Genomic DNA, 18,244 nt, shown 5'->3' with positions numbered 1-18,244 from the left:
GGGGTGCCATGTTTGCCATCGCCCGCTTTGAAGCGCGACAGCGGCTCAAGCTGCTGTCCACCTGGGTGTATTTCGCCATGTTCCTGGCGCTGGCCATGCTGTGGATGGCGGCCGCCGGCGGCGTCTTCAAGGAAGCGAGCATCAGTTTCGGCGGCAAGTTCCTGATCAACGCCCCCCGTTCGCTGGCGTTCACGTGCAGCGTGCTGGGCTGCTTCGGCGCCGTGGTGGTGGCCGCCATGATGGGCCGCTCGGTGCAGCAGGATTTCGAATACGGCATGCAGCATTTCTTCTTCAGCGCGCCGATCAAAAAGTACCAATACGTCTTCGGCCGCTTCCTCGGCGCCTATCTGGTGCTGGCCGTGGTGTTTTCCAGCATCGTGATCGGCGCCTGGCTGGGCGCCTGGCTTCCCGGCATCGACCCGGAGCGGCTGGGGCCGCAGCGGGCGCTGGCCTACCTGATGCCGTATGTGTTTACCTTGCTGCCCAACCTGTTCATCTTCGGCGCCATCTTCTTCGTCATCGCGGCCCTGACGCGGCGCATGCTGCCCGTGTACATCAGCTCGGTAGTCATGCTGATCGGCTACCTGGTGGCGCCGTCGCTGGCGCGCGACCTCGACTACAAGACCCTGGCGGCCCTGATCGACCCTTTCGGCACGACGGCGCTGATACGCCTGACGGAATACTGGCCGAACGCGGAACGCAACGCGCGCCTGGTGACCCTGGAAGGCGTGTACCTGCTGAACCGCGCCATCTGGTCCGGCTTCGCCCTGGTCGCCTTGCTGCTCGGCTACTGGCGCTTCCAGTTCCACGCGACGACGGACGCGGGCGCCGCCCGGCGCCGCAGCGAGGGCGAGGCGCCGCAGCGCCTGTCGAACGCCTCGCTGTCCACGCAGGAAACGCCGGACTTCGCGCAGCGCAACCTGGCCGCCCTGCTCCTCAAGATGAGCTGGCTGAACCTGCGCGAAACCATCAAGAACATCTATTTTGTCGTCATCGTGCTGGCCGGCGTACTGACCATGTATGCGGGCGCGCTGGACATGGGTTCCATGTACGGCACGAATACCTATCCCGTGACGGAAAAGGTGCTGGACATGGTCAGCGCCTCGTTCGCCCTGTTCATGCTGATCATTACCACCTTCTACGCGGGCGAGCTGGTGTGGCGCGAACGGGAAGCGGGCACGTATCTGATGCTCGACGCCCTGCCCGTGCCGAACTGGCTGCCCCTGCTGTCGAAACTGTGTGCGCTGGTCGGCCTGCAAGCCTTGCTGAGCCTGGTCATCATGCTGTGCGGCATGTCGATCCAGGTCTTCAAGGGCTATTACCGCCTCGACCCCGGCCTGTACGTGGAATCGCTGTTCCTGTCGCACCTGCCCTACTATGCGCTGGTCGCCGTGCTGGCCATCTTCGTGCAGGTGCTGATCAATCAGAAATACCTGGCGTATTTCGCCATGATTCTGTACCACATCGCCAGCATCAGCTTTTCCTCGCTGGGCCTGGGCGACCCGCTGCTGCTGTACGGCAGCACGCCGGAGGTCGTGTATTCGGCCATGAACGGCGCCGGCCACTTTGTGTTGCGCGAGCGCTGGTACTTGCTGTACTGGAGCGGCGCAGCCGTCATGCTGACGGTGCTGTCGCTGCTGTTCTGGCCCCGCGGCGCGCAGGACAGCTGGCGCATCCGCCTGCGCCTGGCGCGCCACGGCCTGACGCATGGCGTGCTGGCCAGCTTTGCCGGCGGCGCCCTGATCTTCGTCGGCGCCGGCGGCGTGCTGTTCTACGTTTTCCACGTGGCCAACGATTACCAGTCCGAATTTTCCCGCGATGGGGACCGCGCCAGCATCGAGCGCCAGTACCGCAAGTTTGCCGCCACGCCGCAGCCGAGAATCACCGACGTGAAGCTCGACGTGGCCATCTACCCGGCGCAGCGCACCCTGGCCGTCACGGGCCGCTATCTGCTGCAAAACAAGACCAGCCTGCCGATCAGCCACATTTTTGTGCAGCAAGACCCGACGGCCACCATGCGCCTGCGTTTCGATACGCGCGTGCATCCCGGCCTCGATGACGGCAAGCTCGGCTTTTACAGCTACCGCCTGGCCGCGCCGCTGGCGCCGGGCGCCACCCTGGGCCTCGATTTCGACATCCGCTACGCGCCGCGCGGCATCTTCGGCCTGGGCCAGGACACGCCCGTGGTGGCCAACGGCACCTTCTTCACGAACGCCGTGCTGCCGCACATCGGCTACCAGCCGCAGCAGGAATTGACGGACCCGCGCGACCGCAAGAAGCACGGCTTGCCCCCGCGCGAACGGGCCTTGCCGCGCGACGATGCGAAGGGATTGGAAGACAATTACGTCAGCAACGACGCCGACCGCATCCGTTTTGAGGCCACCGTCAGCACCATCGACGGCCAGACGGCCATCGCGCCGGGCATGCTGGACAACGACTGGATCGCCAAGGGCCGCCATTACTTCCATTACACGATGGACCAGCCGATCCTGAATTTCTATGCGTTCCAGTCCGCCCGCTACGCCGTCAGGCACGAGCGCTGGCAAGACGTGGCCATCGACGTGTATTACCATCCTGGCCATGAATACAACCTCGATCGTTTCGTGCGCGGCAGCAAGGAAGCACTCGAGTACTACACGAAGAACTTCGGCCCCTACCAGCACAAGATCCTGCGCATCGTCGAATTCCCCCGCTACGCCACGTTTGCGCAATCGTTCCCGAACACGATCCCGTACTCGGAAGGCCTGGGTTTCATCGCCAAGGTGGACGACAAGAATCCGAAGGACATCGATTATCCGTTCTACGTCACGGCGCATGAAGTGGCGCACCAGTGGTGGGCCCACCAATTGGTGGGCGGCAATACACGGGGCGCCACCGTGCTCAGCGAAACCCTGGCCGAATATTCGGCCCTGATGGTGATGAAGAAAACCGCAGGGCCGGCCAAGATGCGCCGCTTCCTGCGCTATGACCTGAATCAATACCTGATGGGGCGCAGCGAAGAGCGCAAGAAGGAACTGCCGCTGGCCGAGAATGAAAACCAGGCTTACATCCACTATCACAAGGGCAGCCTGGCCATGTACTTACTGCAAGACATCATCGGCGAAGACAAGGTCAACGGCGTGCTGCGCGAGCTGCTCACGACCTACGGCCAGAAAGGCCCGCCGTATGCGAGCGTGACGGCGCTGATTACCGGCTTGCGCCAGGTTACGCCGCCCGAGCAGGCTTACCTGATCGACGACCTGTTCGAGAAAATCGTGCTGTTCGATAACCGCGCCCTGTCGGCCACGGCTGTCAAGCGCAGCGATGGCAAGTACGCCGTCACCATAAAGGTGCAGGCAAGCAAGTTGACGGCCGGCGAACAGGGCGAGGAACACGATGCGCCGCTGCACGACTGGATCGAGATCGGCGTCGACGACGCGAACGGCCATCCGCTGTTGCGCGAACGCCTGCGCATGACGGCCCGCGAAGCGAGCTACACCGTCATCGTCGGCAGCCGCCCCGGCAAGGCGGGCATCGATCCCGACAACAAGCTGATCGATCGCAAGCCCGATGACAATATGGTCACCGTCGAGCTCGAAGAACCATGACGAAAAATGGCCGCCCGGTTCAATGATGGGCGGCCATTCTTTTGCGTGTCACACGGAAGTCAGGCTGCGGCGCAGCGCGTCACCAGGCTCAGGCTGATGCCCATTTCCGTCAGGTGCTGCATGTCGGCCAGCGACAGGTCGAGCGGCGCATCGACCGTATCGTCGCCATTCAGCTCCAGTTGCAGCTCGGCCACAATGCGCGGCATGGTGAACGTCACGCCGCGCGAGCGGCATTCGGCCAGGTAGCTGCGTATGCGCGAGGGCAACACCTGCGATTTGGATGCCTGCGCGATCAGCACCTCGAAGCCGGAATCGAGATGCACGCGATTCGCGCCCTTCGCCTCGCCCTTGCGCCATTGCCGCTCCGGATCGGTGGGCAAGACTTCGAGGATGGATTTAAGCGTGGGGTCGTCCCCATGCACCGACAGCTTCGCCATATTCATATTGCAAGACTTTCTAGTCAGGACGCCGCCAGGAAGGCCGCGCGATCATCAGACCGACAAGTCTACGCATGGAAGGTAAATATGTCCATACGGCAATATTTGATATCAAGCTCTAATTTGTGCTATATCAACAACAGGCGGAACAAGCAAGTTCCGCCTGCTGCATACGCTTACAGTGCCACGCCGCGTGCCTGCAAGGCGGCCCGCACGCCGGCGCCGTAGGCGGCATCGGCCCGGTCGAAGTGGCCCAGCTGACGCTGCAAGGTTTCCGGCCGTACCTGGCTCAAGGGACCGGCCAGGTTGTCGAACAGATTTTGCTTGGCCTGGGCCGACATCAGGCGGAACAGATTGCCGGCCTGCGTGTAATCATCTTCCACGCCGCGTCCATCGTAGCGGGCCGCGCCGCCAGCCAGCGCCAGCGCCGGTTCGCCATGGCCCAGCCCTTGCGGCTGCGTGCCTGCCGCCGTCACGTTCGCGTAATTCTGCGCCGCGCCGCCATTGTGGATCGCCATGCCGCCATCGCGCTGCTGGTTATGGAAGGGGCAGCGGGCCGCATTCACGGGCAAATGCTGGTGGTTCGTGCCGACACGGTACAGCTGGGCGTCGTGATAGGCGAACAATCGGCCTTGCAGCATCTTGTCCGGCGAGTATCCCATGCCGGGCACGGCGTTGGCCGGCGAAAAGGCGGCTTGCTCGACTTCCGCGTGATAATTGTCCGGATTGCGGTTCAGCTCGAAAATACCGACGGGCAACAGCGGGAAGTCCGCGTGCGGCCACACTTTCGTCAGGTCGAACGGATTCCAACCCGTGCGCTGCTCCCAGGCATCGAGCTGCTCCTGCGTCGCCACCTGCAGCTTGACTTCCCACTGGGGGAAATCGCCGCGTGCGATGGCGCCGAACAGGTCGCGCTGGGCATAGTCGGGATCGGCACCGGCCAGGCGGCCCGCTTCCGCCGCAGGCAAATTCCTGATGCCCTGGCGCGTCTTGAAGTGCCATTTCACGTACACGCGCTGGCCTTCGGCATTGATCAGGCTATACGTGTGGCTGCCGAAGCCGTCCATGTGGCGGTAGCCGTCCGGCGTGCCGCGGTCCGAGAACAGCATGGTGACCTGATGCAGGCTTTCCGGCGCATGGCTCCAGAAGTCGAACATCATCTCGGCCGATTTCAGATTGCTTTGCGGATCGCGCTTTTGCGTGTGGACGAAATCGGGGAACTTGATCGGGTCCTTGATGAAGAACATGGGCGTGTTGTTGCCGACCAGATCCCAGTTGCCCTCTTCCGTATAGAAGCGCACGGCGAAGCCGCGCGGATCGCGTTCCGTGTCAGCACTGCCGCGTTCGCCGCCGACGGTGGAGAAGCGGGCGAAGGTGGCCGTCTGCTTGCCCACTTCACTGAACAGCTTGGCCTTGGTGTAGCGCGAGATGTCGTGCGTGACGGTAAAGGTGCCGTAAGCGCCCGAGCCTTTGGCGTGCACGACGCGCTCGGGGATGCGCTCGCGGTTGAAATGCTGGAGTTTTTCGATCAGATGGAAGTCTTGCAACAGCAGCGGGCCGCGGGGGCCGGCGCTGATGGCGTTCTGGTTGTCGGCGACGGGGATGCCCGAGGCGGTACTGAATGGCGGCTGTTGGCTCATGACTGCTTTTCCTTCGTTGTTGACTGATGAAACCTAGTGTAACGAGGTCAACAACAAAGGAAAAGTTAATTGATTTTATCGATACGATAGCTATTTACAATGCACAGCCGTGAGCGTTGCATATGCCGCCCAGTTGCGCCTGCAACTTCGCCGGCTGGCCCAGGAACGCTCCGATATCGATCACGGACAACTTGCCGCTGCCATCGTCGAGCACGAAGGTGGGAAAGCCCTGCCCGCCGACCTGCGCCAGCAAGACGCGGCTGGCATCGATGTGCTGTTGCGTGGCGGCGCCCGCCTGCCGCGCATACGCCGCCTGGAAGGCGGCGCCATCCATGCCCAGCTCCTGCGCCAGCGCCGCCAGGACGGGCAGGTCGGCGATGCGCAAGCCGTCCACGTAATGGGCGCGCTGCACGCGCTGCAGCATGTCCAGGCCCTTGCGGGCCAGCGATTCAGCCGCCAGGATGGCCGTGATCGGCGGTTCGGAATCCATCATGGCCGTCGTGTCGTTCAGCAAGCCGTCGATATAGGCGTCGCCGAAGGGCTGGCCCGACAATTGCTCGATGCGCCGGTCATGCGGCAGCACATAACCGCGCCACGCGGGCGTGATCTGGCGGCGATTGCTGCCCGTCATCATACCGCCGCCGTGAAACGTCACCGTCAGACCGGGCACGGCGCGCGCCGCCTCGACCAGCGGCGCGGCGCCGTAGCACCAGCCGCACAGGGGATCGAAAATGTAGTGCAGAGTGGGCATGGTTGACTCCTCGTTGCCGCTTACCATTTCATTTCGCCCTTGGCGACCTTCGCACTGGTCTCCAATGCGCCATCGAGGCCCAGGCTCGGGTAATGCTGTTTCATCGCTGCGATCAGGGCGGCCGAATTGACGGCCTTGGCCGTTTCCGCTTCAAACGTCACCAGATAGTCGCGCGTAAAACCGATGCTGTCCGGCGTCAGGGGCGAACCGACCTTGAAGTGGCCCGGCACGACGGTGACGGGCTGCAGGGCGGCGATGCCGTCCAGGGTCTTGAGCCAGTCCTGGCGCGATTGCAGGCTTTGCGTATCGGCCGTCCACACGTGCAAGTTGCCAAACAGCACCACGCCGCCGACGACGGCCTTGATCGATGGAATCCATACATAAGTGCGCGCTGGCGTCGGGCCGGCGATGTCCAGCGACTGGCCTTCCAGGCTGATGCGCTTGCCTTTCAATGCTTCGGGAATGACGATGCTGTGCGGCGCATTGTCCTTCAAAATCGGGCCCCAGTAGGCGACCTTGGCATCGGCCTTGCGGCGGATTTCCGCCACGGTTTCCGGCGTGGCGACGATCTTTGCCTGCGGGAACGCCGCCTTGATCACGTCGAGGCCAAAGTAGAAATCGGGATCGCTGTGGCTGATGTACACGGTCGTCAGTTTCTTGCCGCTGGCGCGGATCTTTTCCACCAGCTTTTGCGCTTCGGCGCGCGAAAACTGCGCATCGATCAACACGGCGTCATGCTTGCCCGCCACCAGCACGGAAGCGACGGGAAAAATCGCCGCTTCGCCCGGGTTGAATACTTCCAGGCTCAAGGGAGCGCTGGCGGCGGCCGAGGCGGCGCCGGCGGCAAACACGGTGGAAACAAGAACGCTGCTGATGGATTTGGAGAACATGAGGTGCCTTCACAAAATGATTGGGATGACGGCATCTTACGTTGCTTGATTCGGTAGAAAAACCCATTAAAACGCAATAGTTTGTTGCTTATTTCGATTCAATCTACCGATATCGGGCATGGGACGGTGTATTTTTCCAGCGTTGATGTGCGCGAAAGCCACGCCGCTGCGGTGGTGTGGCGCCGTCACCAAACATGTCACAGCGTCATGAGGGTGTCACATTGGATTGCTATCTTGCTAGCTCTTTCAAACCTAGCCGGATGAACCACATGACACGCAGAAAAATTTCCGTCGCTGGCTGCAGCGTCGCCATCACCCTGATGCTGGCCGCCTGCGGCAGCGATGCAAAAAAAGAAGAGGTAGTGGCTGAAGCGCCGCCGAAAAACGTCATTTTCTTCCTCGGCGATGGCATGGGCCTGACCACCATGACGGCCGCGCGCATCTATTCGGTGGGCGAAGACGGTTCGCTGACCATGGACACCCTGCCGGAAACGGCCTTCGTCAAGACGTTCTCGAACGACGCGCAAGTGACCGACAGCGCGCCGTCGATGGCCGCCTACATGACCGGCGTCAAGATGAACAATGAAGTCATTTCGATGTCGGCCAACACGGTCGCCATCGATCCGGGCACGGATGCGAACGGCAACAAGCTGGTCAACAAATGCGGCACCGGCAACGGCACGCCCGCCACCACCCTGCTGGAACTGGCCAAGGCCAAGGGCTTTGCCGCCGGCGTCGTCAGCACGGCGCGCGTGACGCACGCCACGCCGGCCGCGACCTACGCGCACATCTGCCACCGCGACCTGGAGAACGATATCGCCGCGGCACTGGTGCCGGGCGGCACGGGCTACAACAGCGCGCTGGGCACCACCGGCCTGGAAGTGGTCCTCGGTGGCGGCGCGCAATTCTTTACGCCATTCAAGAGCGGCGGCAAGCGTTCCGACGACCGCGACCTGGTGGCCGAACTGAAAGCGAAGAGCTACACGGTCGCCAACAACGCCACCGACTTCAAGGCCGTCGATCCAGCCAAGACGGACCGTTTGTTCGGCGTGTTCACCTCCAGCCACATGAGCTACGACCTGGACCGCGATGCAAGCAAGGAACCTAGCCTGGCGGAAATGACCACCAAGGCCATGGACGTGCTGGCGAAGAACAAGAAGGGTTACTTCCTGATGGTCGAAGGCGGCCGCATCGACCATGCGCTGCACGAAACGACGGCCAAGAAAGCGCTGCAGGACACGGTCGCGTTCGACAACGCCATCAAGGCCGCCATCGAAAAAGCCAAGCTCACCGATCCGACCCTGGCCAATACCCTGATCGTCGTCACGGCCGACCATGACCACACCCTGGTGCTGAACGGCTACGCCAAACGCACGGGCAAGACGGCTGCCGGCAACCCTGGCGTGCTGGGCGTGGTGAAGAACTACGTCACCGGCGCGGTCGAAAAAGACCTGGACGGCGCACCGTATTCGATCATCGGCTTCGGCAATGGCGAAAACCGCACGCAAGCTAGCCGCGCCGCCATGGCCAGCCTCGATGAAACCGTCACCAGCGCCAATAATTACCACCAGGAAGCGGTGATCCGCACCACGGCCGGCAACGAAACCCACGGCGGCACCGACGTCTTCCTGGGCGCCATCGGCAAGGGTTCGGAAACCTTCCTGGGCACCATCGACAACACCAAAGTATTCGGCCTGGTCAAGACGGCCGGCGGTCTGTAATCCCCAAGACATCAAAATTGGACAAGCATATGAAACTTGCATTGAAACCCGCCCTGAAACTGTCCCTGCTGACCACGCTCGTAGCCGCCAGCGTCGCCAGCGCCTACGCCGCCGACGCCAAGAACGTCATCTTCTTCCTCGGCGACGGCATGGGCCCGTCCGTCGTGACGGCGGCGCGCATCTACCAGTACAAGGAAGACGGCAGCCTGACGATGGACACGCTGGAGCGCACGGCGCGCATCAAGACGTACTCGAACGATGCGCAAACGACGGACAGCGCGCCATCGATGGCCGCCTACATGACCGGCGTCAAGATGAACAATGAAGTCATCTCGATGGCACAGGACACGATCGCCAAGGAACCCGGCCGCGACGCCAACGGCAACCTGGGCGTGGACAATTGCCCGGCCGGCGGCAAGACGGTACCGACCATCCTGGAACTGGCGAAAGCCAAGGGCAAGGCCGTGGGCGCCATCACCACCACGGAATTGACGCACGCCACGCCGGCGACGACGTTCTCGCACATCTGCAACCGCAATGCGCAATACGCGATCGCCGCGCAAGCGACGCCAGGCGGCGCCGGCTACAACGCGGCGCTGGGCGATGGCGTCGACGTGCTGATGGGTGGCGGCCGCAACCACTTCACCCCATGGTCGGCCAGCAACAAGTATGGCCGCGTCGATGGCCGCGACCTCTTGAGCGAATTTGCCGCCAAGGGCTACACCGTGGCCGCGACGAAAGCGGAAATGGCGGCGGCGCCGAGCGGCAAGAAATTCATCGGCCTGTACAGCACCCGCAGCCACCTCGAATACGAACTGGACCGCACGGCCACGCCACCGCTGGGCGAAGGCGCGACCCAGCCTAGCCTGTCGGAAATGACGCTCAAAGCCATCGACTTGCTGTCGAAAAACACGAACGGCTACTTCCTGATGGTCGAAGGCGGCCGCATCGACCACGCCTTGCACGGCATCAATGCCAAGCGCGCGCTGACGGACACCATCGCCTTCGATGACGCCATCAAGGCCGCCATCGCCAAGATCAAGGAAAGCGATCCAAAGCTGGAGAACACCCTGATCGTCGTCACTGCCGACCATGACCATACGCTGGCCTTCAACGGTTATGGCAAGCGCGGCAATCCTATCCTCGACATCAACCGCGGCTACAAGGATAACCAGCCGAGCAAGGATGCCGATGGCAATACCTACACCACCCTGGTGTTCGGCAACGGCCCGAACCGCCCTGCCCTGCGCAGCAACGTCGACAGCGCCACGGCCCTGAAAGACAACTACCTGCAAGAAACAGGCGTGCGCCTGGCCAGCGAAACCCACGGCGGCGGCGACGTCAAGCTGCTGGCCACGGGCGCGGGCGCGAAGACCTTCAAGGGCACACTGGACAACACCAAGGTGTTCGACTTGCTGAAGGCGGCCTTCGGCTTCTGATCCACATCAACACGGTAACCCCACCGGGGCGGATGGCGTATGCCCTCCGCCCCTCTGCACGTAAAGGCAACACCATGAAATCGTCCCTGATCGCCGTCCTCCTCGCCGCCGGCTTTGCCGCCAGCGCGCAAGCCGCGCCTGCCACGCCTTCCGCTCCTGCCGACCTGGACCTGGGCATCACCTATTACAGCCGCGTGCTGACGCCGGAAGGCGTGACGCGCGAGAGCCGCTACGAAGAAAAGATGCTGCGCCGTCCCGGCCACGTGTGGGTCGAGCGCGTGCTGGCGCCGTCGACCGATGCGCATGCGGGCCACAAGCACGGCGAGAACACCAAGGTGACCCTGAAAACGTCGACTGCGGCCACGCAGCATGAACACAAGCACTTCAATCCCGTGCTGATCCCGCGCCACGTGATGCTGGAAAAGAACACCGTGCGCGTGGAGTACATCGATGCGCATGACAAGATCGTCGTCTCGATTCCCAAGGCCGAGTACGAAAACGTCAATTTCGACGGTTCCTGGGAAAACAGTTTTTACCTGCTGGACCCGAAACTGGTGGCCGCCATGCCGCTGTCGAAGCAGGCATCGAACGTGACGGGCGCGCGCTGGCGCGAAGTGGAAAAGAATGGCGTGTTCCAGCGCATCCTGTGGGATGAGCAAAAGCAGATTCCGCTGATCATCGAAAGCGGCGACCGCGCGAACACCTTCTATCGCCGGGTCGACGTCAAGCTGCAGCCGACCGTCAGCAAGGCGCAGCCGTGGGCCAACCTGCAGAACTACGCGCAGCGCGAGTATTCGGACTACCTGGACTAAGAGCCTATCCCAGTAGGGAGCGTCTTCTGCTGGCAGCACATCAGGAGCGCGGACAAGGCGTGAGGAGGACGCGTGGCGAGCCACGCGACGACGATCAACGCAGTCCCCGCTTCTGAGGCGCGCCAGCGGGGGATGTATTCATCTACTGGGACAGGCTCTTAGCCAGCCTCGGGACGTAAAAAAAGCCAGGGAACGATCCCTGGCTTTCGTCTGTCTGGCTGGCGCCGGATTACTCCGCCGCTGCCGCTTTCTTCGCCGGCGCCTTCCTGGCGGCCGGCTTTTTCACGGCCGTGGCTTTCTTGGCCGGCGCTTTCTTCACGGCTGCCGCTTTCTTGACGGCCGTCTTCTTCGCTGGCGCCGCGCCTTCTTCGCCTTCGGCTTCGACGGCTGCCGCCTTGGTCTTCGCGCCTGGCTTGGCCTTGCGCTCTTCAAACTCGAAGCTCACCTTGCCATCCTTGCCGCGCACGAGGAAGGCCTTGAACGGACGGCGCGTGCGCTGCGATACAAAGCCCGGCAGCAAGTCCGTCTTGCCGTCGTTGAGCAGTTTTGCCATTTGTTCCGGCAAGATTTCCTGCTGCAAGATGATGCGGCCGCTGCGGAAGTCGCACGTCTTCGGCTTAGCCACGCTGTGCTCGCACACATAGGCCAGGCCCATCTCGTACACGCCGGCATTGCACTTGGGGCACGGTCCCACGGGCGTCTGACCCGTGAAATCGACACCTTCGCCATCTTCGCTCTCGTCGTTCTGGCCGAAATCGAATTCCAGCTTGAAGTTCTTGATCTCTTCATCGCGCACGATACGCAGGATGGCGGCGAACGGACGGCCCATCTTCGAGCGGAAGCCTTGCAGCGGGCCGATGGTGCGGTCCTTCAGCAATTGCTCCACTTCGGCGATTTCGAACTGGCGCGAACCGGGCGTCTTGCTCATCGAGAATTCGCACTTGGTGCAGGCGAAACGGCGATAGTTTTCCTTTACCACGCCGCCGCAGTTCGGGCATGGCGTTTCCAGGGTCGCGTAGTCGCCGGGAATCGTGTCATTGTCGTATTCCTTGGCGCGCTTGACGATGATTTGCGTCATCTGCGCGATTTCGCGCATGAATTCTTCGCGCGAAATCTTGCCTTTTTCCATCTGCGACAGCTTGTATTCCCACTCGCCCGTCAGTTCCGGCGCCGTCAATTCGTTGACGCCCAGTCCTTTGAGCAAAGTCATCAGCTGCGATGCCTTGGCCGTCGGAATCAGTTCGCGGCCTTCGCGGATCAGATAGCGTTCCGTCAGCAAGCCCTCGATGGTGGCCGCGCGCGTCGCCGGGGTTCCAAGACCCTTGCCGGCCATCGCGTCGCGCAGCTCGTCGTCATCGATCAGCTTGCCGGCGCCTTCCATGGCCGACAGCAAGGTCGCCTCCGTGAAGCGCGCAGGCGGCTTGGTGACCAGGCCGTTGGCGTTGACGCTTTCCGTCTGCACTTTCTCGCCCTTGGCGACGGGCACCAGATTGCCGTTGCCATTGCTTTCCTTGTCGGCGTCCGTCGATGCTTCCTTGCCGTAGATGGCCAGCCAGCCCGGATTGGTCATGACCTTGCCTTCAGTCTTGAACTGATGGCCGGATACTTCCGTGTAGCGCGTGGTGACCTGGAATTCCGCAGGCGGGAAGAACACGGCCATGAAGCGGCGCGTGACCAGGTCGTACAGCTTCTGTTCCGGCTCGGACAGGTTCTTTGGCGCGATCGTCGTCGGGATGATCGCGAAGTGATCCGAGATCTTCGTGTTATCGAAGATGCGCTTGTTCGGCTTGACCCAGCCCTTGTCGATGATCTGCTTGGCGAACTGATGGTAGTTGCTGTTTTCCTTGACCGTTTCCAGCGCCTGCAGCACGGTCGGCATGTAGTCTTCCGGCAGGTGGCGCGAATCGGTACGCGGATACGTCAATACCTTGTGCTTTTCATACAGCGCCTGGGCCAGGCCCAGGGTATTTTTAGCGGAGAAGCCGAAACGCGAGTTCGCTTCGCGCTGCAGGCTGGTCAGGTCGAACAGGCCCGGCGCCATCGAGGTGGTCGGTTTCGATTCTTCCGTGACGATGCCTTGGCGGCCGCGGCAGGCGGTGGCGATCGAGTCGGCAGCGGCCTTGCTCCACAGGCGCTCGGCGCGCTTCTCGGGGTCGTTCTCGTCCTTCTTGAACTTCGTGTCGAGCCAGCGGCCTTCATAGATGCCGGCCGCGCAGACGAATTCGGCGCGCACTTCCCAGAAGTCGCGCGGCACGAATTTTTTAATTTTATCTTCGCGTTCGACGACGATGGACAGGGTTGGCGTCTGGACGCGGCCCACGGTGGTCAGGTAAAAACCGCCTTCTTTCGAATTAAACGCCGTCATGGCGCGCGTGCCATTGATGCCGATCAACCAATCGGCTTCCGAACGGCAGCGGGCCGCATCGGCCAGCGGCAGCATTTCTTCGTCGCTGCGCAGGTGCGCAAAACCGTCGCGGATGGCGCCCGGCGTCATCGACTGCAGCCACAGGCGCTTGACCGGTTGCTTGGCCTTGGCGTTTTGCGCGATCAGGCGGAAAATCAGCTCGCCTTCGCGCCCCGCATCGCATGCGTTGATGAGGGTGGATACGTCTTTACGTTTGATCAGCTTGTTTAATACTTTGAGGCGCGCTTCCGTCTTCGGGATGGGATTGAGCGCGAAATACGGTGGAATCATCGGCAAGTGCGCGAAACTCCATTTGCCGCGCTTCACGTCGAATTCTTCCGGCACGGCGATCTCCAGCAAGTGGCCGACCGCCGACGACAGGACGTATTCATCCGATTCAAAGTACTCATCGTGCTTGGTGAAGCCGCCAAGCGTCTTCGCGATATCGTTCGCGACAGAAGGCTTCTCGGCGATGATGAGGGTTTTTGTCATATTTTTTAGTCTCGAAAAATGCTCTAGGATAGTTTCAGCATGCGCATCATACAGTGCATTGCCAGGCGCCGACGCTTTTGTCTGCGCAAGGCCTTGTGACTTGTGGTCTTGTCAAGCGGCCAATGATAAGCGCCTATTGAAGAATTCGGCAAGTTATCTGCAAGCAAGAATGCGCAGGCGCAAACACAATGGTCTGGCGTGCGCGCAGGTGCGGCACATATTAAAGGGGATGGCGGGACGGCGGCGCCAGGGTCAGGCCAAGGGCTGCTGTGGCAGCCAGCAAGACAGCATAAAAATGTTCAGGGCAAGGCGCAGCGCCGCAGACAGTATGCTAGTACGGCAAGACGCTGTAACGCCGCCATGGACATTTTTATTAGTGTAGCAGGCGGGGAGGCAAGTCTTCGTCGTCGACAAACAGATCGTCGAACATCAGGGCGTCCGGTTCCTTGCCCTGGCTCCACAACAGCATCAGCACGATGACTTTCAGCTTGCCCAGCGACACGGGCGCCTCGTCGAGCGCCAGCGCCCGTTCGATGACGATTTCGCGCTGCAGCGGCGAGAGCACCTTGGCGCTTTCCAGGAACTGGATGAAACCGATGGCGGCCGTGCCCAGCACGTCGCTTTCCTGCTGCACATAGAAGCGCGTGCCTGTGGAGCTGGCCGTCAGGGTTTGTTCGGCGCCGGCCATGGCGTTCAAGTCCGTCAGCCAGACGAGCGCTTCGGAAATCTCCACGTCGTCGAAACCGACGGCCGACAGTTTGCGCGCCAGCACTGCCGGCTCGGGGCAGGCATCGGGGCGATAGTAAGTCTCGTAGAGGTACACCAGGATATCGAACATGGCTCTACTCTAGCAGCTAAGTTCGCTAAGACACAAGGGTGCGCGCAGACAAAGCGCCCCCGTGCGGCAAGGCCGCCACACAAGTGACAAGCTGTCATTTGCAGCGTTGAAACAGTCCTCCCGGCAAGCGTTCGACCCGGCCCGCCAGCTCCAGCGCCAGCAATTCAGCCATCAGCGCGCCCATGGCCAGGCCGCTGCGCGCGGCGAGGGTGTCGGCATCGCGGGGGTCGTGGCCCAGCGCGGCCAGCAGCGGCGGCTCGTCCTCCACCGCGGCCGGCACGCTGGGGACGCCGCCCAGCCACTGCAGCTCTTGCAGCACGTCATCGGCCGACTCGACCAGCTTGGCGCCCTGCTTGATGAGCGCATGGCACCCCTTGGCCAGTGTGGCATGGATGGAGCCGGGCAAGGCATACACGTCGCGCCCCTGCTCGCCCGCCAGGCGCGCCGTGATCAGGGAACCCGACTGAGCCGCCGCCTCGATCACCAGCACGCCGCGCGCCAGACCGCTGATCAGGCGGTTGCGGCGCGGAAAGTTGCCCGGCATGGCGGGCAGCCCCAGCGCGTACTCGCTGACGATGCAGCCCTGTTCGGCAATTCTTTGCGCCAGAGCAAGGTTGCGTCGCGGATACACCAAATCGGCGCCCGTGCCGATCACGGCCACTGTGGCGCCCGCGCCGCGCAAGCCGCCCTCGTGCGCGTGCGTGTCGATGCCCAGCGCCAGCCCGGAAATGATGGTCAAGCCTGCCGCGCTGAGGGCTTGCGCAAAGGCGGCCGCGTTCTGCATGCCTTGCGCGCTGGCATTGCGGCTGCCGATGATGGCCACGCCCGGACGCGACAGCAGTTCCGCCCGTCCCCGCACATATAACAACAGCGGCGGATCGGCGATTTCCAGCAGCAGGGGCGGATACGCGGCATCGGCCAGGGTCAGCACGGCGTTGCCGGGCCGCTGCAGCCACTGCAGCGTGAGTTCCAGCTGGCTGTTGGCCACCGGCTTGGGCGGCTGCACGATGGCGCGCGCCACGCTGGCAGGCACCACCTCGCGCAGGATTTCGAACGGTGTGGCAAAGATGTGCGGCGGCAAGCCGAAGCGGGCCAGCAAGGCGCGCGCCGCCACCGGGCCTACGCCGGGCAGATGCTGGAGGCGCAGCCAGCCCGCCAGTTCCGTGGCCGTGTCCGCCGTCGTGGCAAGTGCATGCATGACAACCTCGTCGTGTACTGTGACATCCCATGCTAGCGCCATGGCGCGCACGCGATACCGACGCGCGCAAGGATGCGTGCAATGGCGCCGCAAAACGGCCCGCCGTGCACAGGGCCATGGGCGTCTGTGATAAAATTTCCCTTTGCAGCAAACGAATAGCGCACTGGCAAACGCATCTGCCGCGCCGTTGCGCCACACGCGCCCAACCGTAGCGTACTCAAAAATAAAATAGCCCTGCCATCGTTCGCATGGCCCAGGCATGAATAATCCGGCGCACCGGCGCCCACCTTAACCAGTCGAATCCGTATGTCCATATTAAATATCCTGCGTTACCCCGATCCTCGTCTGCACACGATCGCCAAGCCCGTCACCGAGTTCGACGCGCGCCTGCAAACCCTGATCGATGACATGGCCGAAACCATGTACGACGCCCCCGGCGTCGGCTTGGCCGCGTCGCAAGTGGACGCGCATATCCAGATGATGGTGATCGACATCACCGAAGAGAAAAACCAGCTGCAAGTATTCGTCAACCCGGAAATCACCTGGGCCAGCGAAGAAAAGCAGGTCTACGACGAAGGCTGCCTGTCCGTGCCCGGCGTCTACGATGGCGTCGAGCGCCCGGCCCGCATCAAGGTGCGCGCCCTGGACCGCCACGGCAAGCAGTTCGAGCTGGAAGCCGATGGCTTGCTGGCCGTCTGCATCCAGCATGAGATGGATCATTTGCTGGGCAAGGTATTCGTCGAATACCTGTCGCCGCTCAAGCGCAACCGCATCAAGACCAAGATGATCAAGGAAATCCGCGGTCTCGAGCGCGAAGCGAGCCTGCGCGCACAGAACCGCCGTTTCTGATAACACCTGACCAAACCTACTGGCCGGCGCGACTTGCGGTCTGCGATGCTCACTGTGCTCAAGCACAGTTCCGCTTCTCAGCCACAATTCGCTTCCGCTCGCTACGGTTTTGTAAGGTGTTAAAGGAGTTTTTACAGCACTGCTGATAGACTGACCGTAATACCACGCCAGCCTGGCGCCTCCGGCCCGGGCCTGCGCACCTCACGTCAAGGAACCATATGAAAGTGATCTTCGCAGGCACGCCTGAATTTGCCGCCACGGCCCTGAAAGACTTGCACGAAGCGGGCTTCGAGATTCCGCTGGTGCTGACCCAGCCCGACCGCCCCGCCGGTCGCGGCATGCAGCTGCACGCCTCGGCCGTCAAGCAGTACGCGCAGCAGCACGGCATCGAAGTGCTGCAGCCGCTGTCCTTGCGCATGGACAGCAAGGATCCGCAGCGCGCCGCCGAGGCAAAGGCGGCTCACGAGCGCCTGCTGGCCACCGATTACGACGTGATGGTGGTGGCGGCCTACGGCTTGATCTTGCCGCGCAGCACGCTCGACATCAAACCCTGCATCAATATCCACGGTTCATTGCTGCCGCGCTGGCGCGGCGCCGCGCCGATTCACCGCGCCATCGAGGCCGGCGACGATGAAACGGGCGTCACCATCATGCAGATGGAAGAAGGCCTCGATACGGGCCCCATGCTGGCCATCGAGCGCACGCCCATCGAGGCGGGCGACTCCACCGCCACCCTGCACGACAAATTGGCCAAACTGGGCGGCAAGATGATCGTCGAGACCCTGCGCAAGATGCAGCAGCAGCCGCTGGAAGCCGTGCCGCAGCCGGAGGCGGGCGTCACCTATGCGGCAAAGATCGCCAAGGAAGAAGCGGCACTCGATTTCAGCTTGCCGGCGCTGGAACTGGGCCTGAAAATCCGCGCCTTCAATCCGTTTCCCGGCGCCTGCGGCCAGGTCGATGGCGTCACCATCAAGATCTGGGCCGCCGAGGTACTCGAAGCGGACAGCAAGGAAGCGCCGGGCCAGGTGCTGGCGGCCGACGCCCAGCACGGCATCGTCGTGGCCTGCGGCAATGGCTCGCTGCGCCTGACGGAACTGCAAAAACCAGGCGGCAAGCGCCTGCCCGCAGCCGAGTTCATCAAGGGCTTCCCCCTCGAAGGCAAACGTTTCGTTTAATTAAGCAATCG

13 protein-coding genes are annotated in these 18,244 nt (G+C 62.5%); 6 read left to right on the top strand and 7 right to left on the bottom strand.

Annotation, left to right across the window (positions count from 1 at the left end):
- Positions 1-8 precede the first annotated feature (8 nt).
- Positions 9-3,587 (top strand): ABC transporter permease/M1 family aminopeptidase, encoded by a 3,579-nt coding sequence (locus ACQ4W4_RS24360; RefSeq protein WP_436544137.1) that lies wholly within the window; start codon positions 9-11, stop codon positions 3,585-3,587.
- Positions 3,588-3,646: 59 nt separating this feature from the next.
- On the opposite strand, the gene ACQ4W4_RS24355 is transcribed toward ACQ4W4_RS24360, so the two are convergent.
- From ACQ4W4_RS24355 to ACQ4W4_RS24340, 4 genes are all read right to left on the bottom strand, one after another.
- Positions 3,647-4,030 carry a hypothetical protein gene (locus ACQ4W4_RS24355; RefSeq protein WP_436544136.1) on the bottom strand — a complete coding sequence of 128 codons (384 nt, stop codon included), beginning with the start codon at positions 4,028-4,030 and terminating at the stop codon, positions 3,647-3,649.
- 170 nt (positions 4,031-4,200) lie between these two features.
- Positions 4,201-5,664: a catalase gene (locus tag ACQ4W4_RS24350; protein WP_436544135.1), complete on the bottom strand. Its 1,464-nt coding sequence runs from the start codon at positions 5,662-5,664 to the stop codon at positions 4,201-4,203.
- A 94-nt stretch (positions 5,665-5,758) separates the two neighbouring features.
- Positions 5,759-6,415: a DsbA family protein gene (locus ACQ4W4_RS24345; protein ID WP_436544134.1), complete on the bottom strand. Its 657-nt coding sequence runs from the start codon at positions 6,413-6,415 to the stop codon at positions 5,759-5,761.
- Between the two features lie 20 nt (positions 6,416-6,435).
- A complete protein-coding gene (locus ACQ4W4_RS24340) occupies positions 6,436-7,305 on the bottom strand; it encodes an MBL fold metallo-hydrolase (protein ID WP_436544133.1) in 870 nt (289 codons plus the stop codon).
- A 269-nt stretch (positions 7,306-7,574) separates the two neighbouring features.
- Between ACQ4W4_RS24340 and ACQ4W4_RS24335 the strand changes: the two genes are divergently transcribed.
- The 3 genes from ACQ4W4_RS24335 (at position 7,575) to ACQ4W4_RS24325 (ending at position 11,277) form a co-directional block, all read left to right on the top strand.
- Positions 7,575-9,026 (top strand): alkaline phosphatase, encoded by a 1,452-nt coding sequence (locus ACQ4W4_RS24335; RefSeq protein ID WP_436544132.1) that lies wholly within the window; start codon positions 7,575-7,577, stop codon positions 9,024-9,026.
- Positions 9,027-9,055: 29 nt separating this feature from the next.
- Positions 9,056-10,465, top strand: a complete 1,410-nt coding sequence (locus ACQ4W4_RS24330) for an alkaline phosphatase (protein WP_436544131.1) — start codon at positions 9,056-9,058, stop codon at positions 10,463-10,465.
- Positions 10,466-10,539: 74 nt separating this feature from the next.
- A complete protein-coding gene (locus ACQ4W4_RS24325; protein ID WP_436544130.1) occupies positions 10,540-11,277 on the top strand; it encodes a hypothetical protein in 738 nt (245 codons plus the stop codon).
- 229 nt (positions 11,278-11,506) lie between these two features.
- On the opposite strand, the gene ACQ4W4_RS24320 is transcribed toward ACQ4W4_RS24325, so the two are convergent.
- The 3 genes from ACQ4W4_RS24320 to dprA all read right to left on the bottom strand — a co-directional run bounded on the left by ACQ4W4_RS24320 (position 11,507) and on the right by dprA (position 16,209).
- On the bottom strand, positions 11,507-14,173 hold the full coding sequence (locus ACQ4W4_RS24320) for a DNA topoisomerase III (protein WP_436544129.1): 2,667 nt from the start codon (positions 14,171-14,173) through the stop codon (positions 11,507-11,509).
- Positions 14,174-14,546: 373 nt separating this feature from the next.
- The gene (locus tag ACQ4W4_RS24315; protein WP_070222738.1) at positions 14,547-15,011 is read right to left on the bottom strand and encodes a Smg family protein; all 465 of its coding nucleotides are present in this window, start codon (positions 15,009-15,011) and stop codon (positions 14,547-14,549) included.
- 94 nt (positions 15,012-15,105) lie between these two features.
- Positions 15,106-16,209: a DNA-processing protein DprA gene (gene dprA, locus ACQ4W4_RS24310; RefSeq protein WP_436544128.1), complete on the bottom strand. Its 1,104-nt coding sequence runs from the start codon at positions 16,207-16,209 to the stop codon at positions 15,106-15,108.
- Between the two features lie 306 nt (positions 16,210-16,515).
- Here dprA and def point away from each other — a divergent pair, with 306 nt between their 5' ends.
- Both def and fmt read left to right on the top strand, forming a co-directional pair.
- Entirely contained in the window at positions 16,516-17,058 is a 543-nt protein-coding gene (gene def / locus ACQ4W4_RS24305) for a peptide deformylase (protein ID WP_326458157.1), read from the top strand.
- Positions 17,059-17,276: 218 nt separating this feature from the next.
- On the top strand, positions 17,277-18,233 hold the full coding sequence (gene fmt / locus ACQ4W4_RS24300; RefSeq protein WP_436544127.1) for a methionyl-tRNA formyltransferase: 957 nt from the start codon (positions 17,277-17,279) through the stop codon (positions 18,231-18,233).
- Positions 18,234-18,244 lie beyond the last annotated feature (11 nt).

The sequence above is a fragment of the Janthinobacterium glycogeni genome (assembly GCF_051380725.1).
Taxonomy (GTDB): Bacteria; Pseudomonadota; Gammaproteobacteria; order Burkholderiales; family Burkholderiaceae_D; genus Janthinobacterium.
This window is presented reverse-complemented; position numbering and strand designations above follow the sequence as displayed.

Excerpts from the sequence above, each read along its gene's own strand:
- ACQ4W4_RS24355 (WP_436544136.1), bottom strand. The coding sequence starts at position 4,030 with ATGAATATGGCGAAGCTGTCGGTGCATGGGGACGACCCCACGCTTAAA.
- ACQ4W4_RS24315 (WP_070222738.1), bottom strand. The coding sequence starts at position 15,011 with ATGTTCGATATCCTGGTGTACCTCTACGAGACTTACTATCGCCCCGAT.
- ACQ4W4_RS24335 (WP_436544132.1), top strand. The coding sequence starts at position 7,575 with ATGACACGCAGAAAAATTTCCGTCGCTGGCTGCAGCGTCGCCATCACC.
- fmt (WP_436544127.1), top strand. The coding sequence starts at position 17,277 with ATGAAAGTGATCTTCGCAGGCACGCCTGAATTTGCCGCCACGGCCCTG.
- dprA (WP_436544128.1), bottom strand. The coding sequence starts at position 16,209 with ATGCATGCACTTGCCACGACGGCGGACACGGCCACGGAACTGGCGGGC.
- def (WP_326458157.1), top strand. The coding sequence starts at position 16,516 with ATGTCCATATTAAATATCCTGCGTTACCCCGATCCTCGTCTGCACACG.
- ACQ4W4_RS24340 (WP_436544133.1), bottom strand. The coding sequence starts at position 7,305 with ATGTTCTCCAAATCCATCAGCAGCGTTCTTGTTTCCACCGTGTTTGCC.
- ACQ4W4_RS24330 (WP_436544131.1), top strand. The coding sequence starts at position 9,056 with ATGAAACTTGCATTGAAACCCGCCCTGAAACTGTCCCTGCTGACCACG.
- ACQ4W4_RS24360 (WP_436544137.1), top strand. The coding sequence starts at position 9 with ATGTTTGCCATCGCCCGCTTTGAAGCGCGACAGCGGCTCAAGCTGCTG.
- ACQ4W4_RS24325 (WP_436544130.1), top strand. The coding sequence starts at position 10,540 with ATGAAATCGTCCCTGATCGCCGTCCTCCTCGCCGCCGGCTTTGCCGCC.
- ACQ4W4_RS24350 (WP_436544135.1), bottom strand. The coding sequence starts at position 5,664 with ATGAGCCAACAGCCGCCATTCAGTACCGCCTCGGGCATCCCCGTCGCC.
- ACQ4W4_RS24320 (WP_436544129.1), bottom strand. The coding sequence starts at position 14,173 with ATGACAAAAACCCTCATCATCGCCGAGAAGCCTTCTGTCGCGAACGAT.
- ACQ4W4_RS24345 (WP_436544134.1), bottom strand. The coding sequence starts at position 6,415 with ATGCCCACTCTGCACTACATTTTCGATCCCCTGTGCGGCTGGTGCTAC.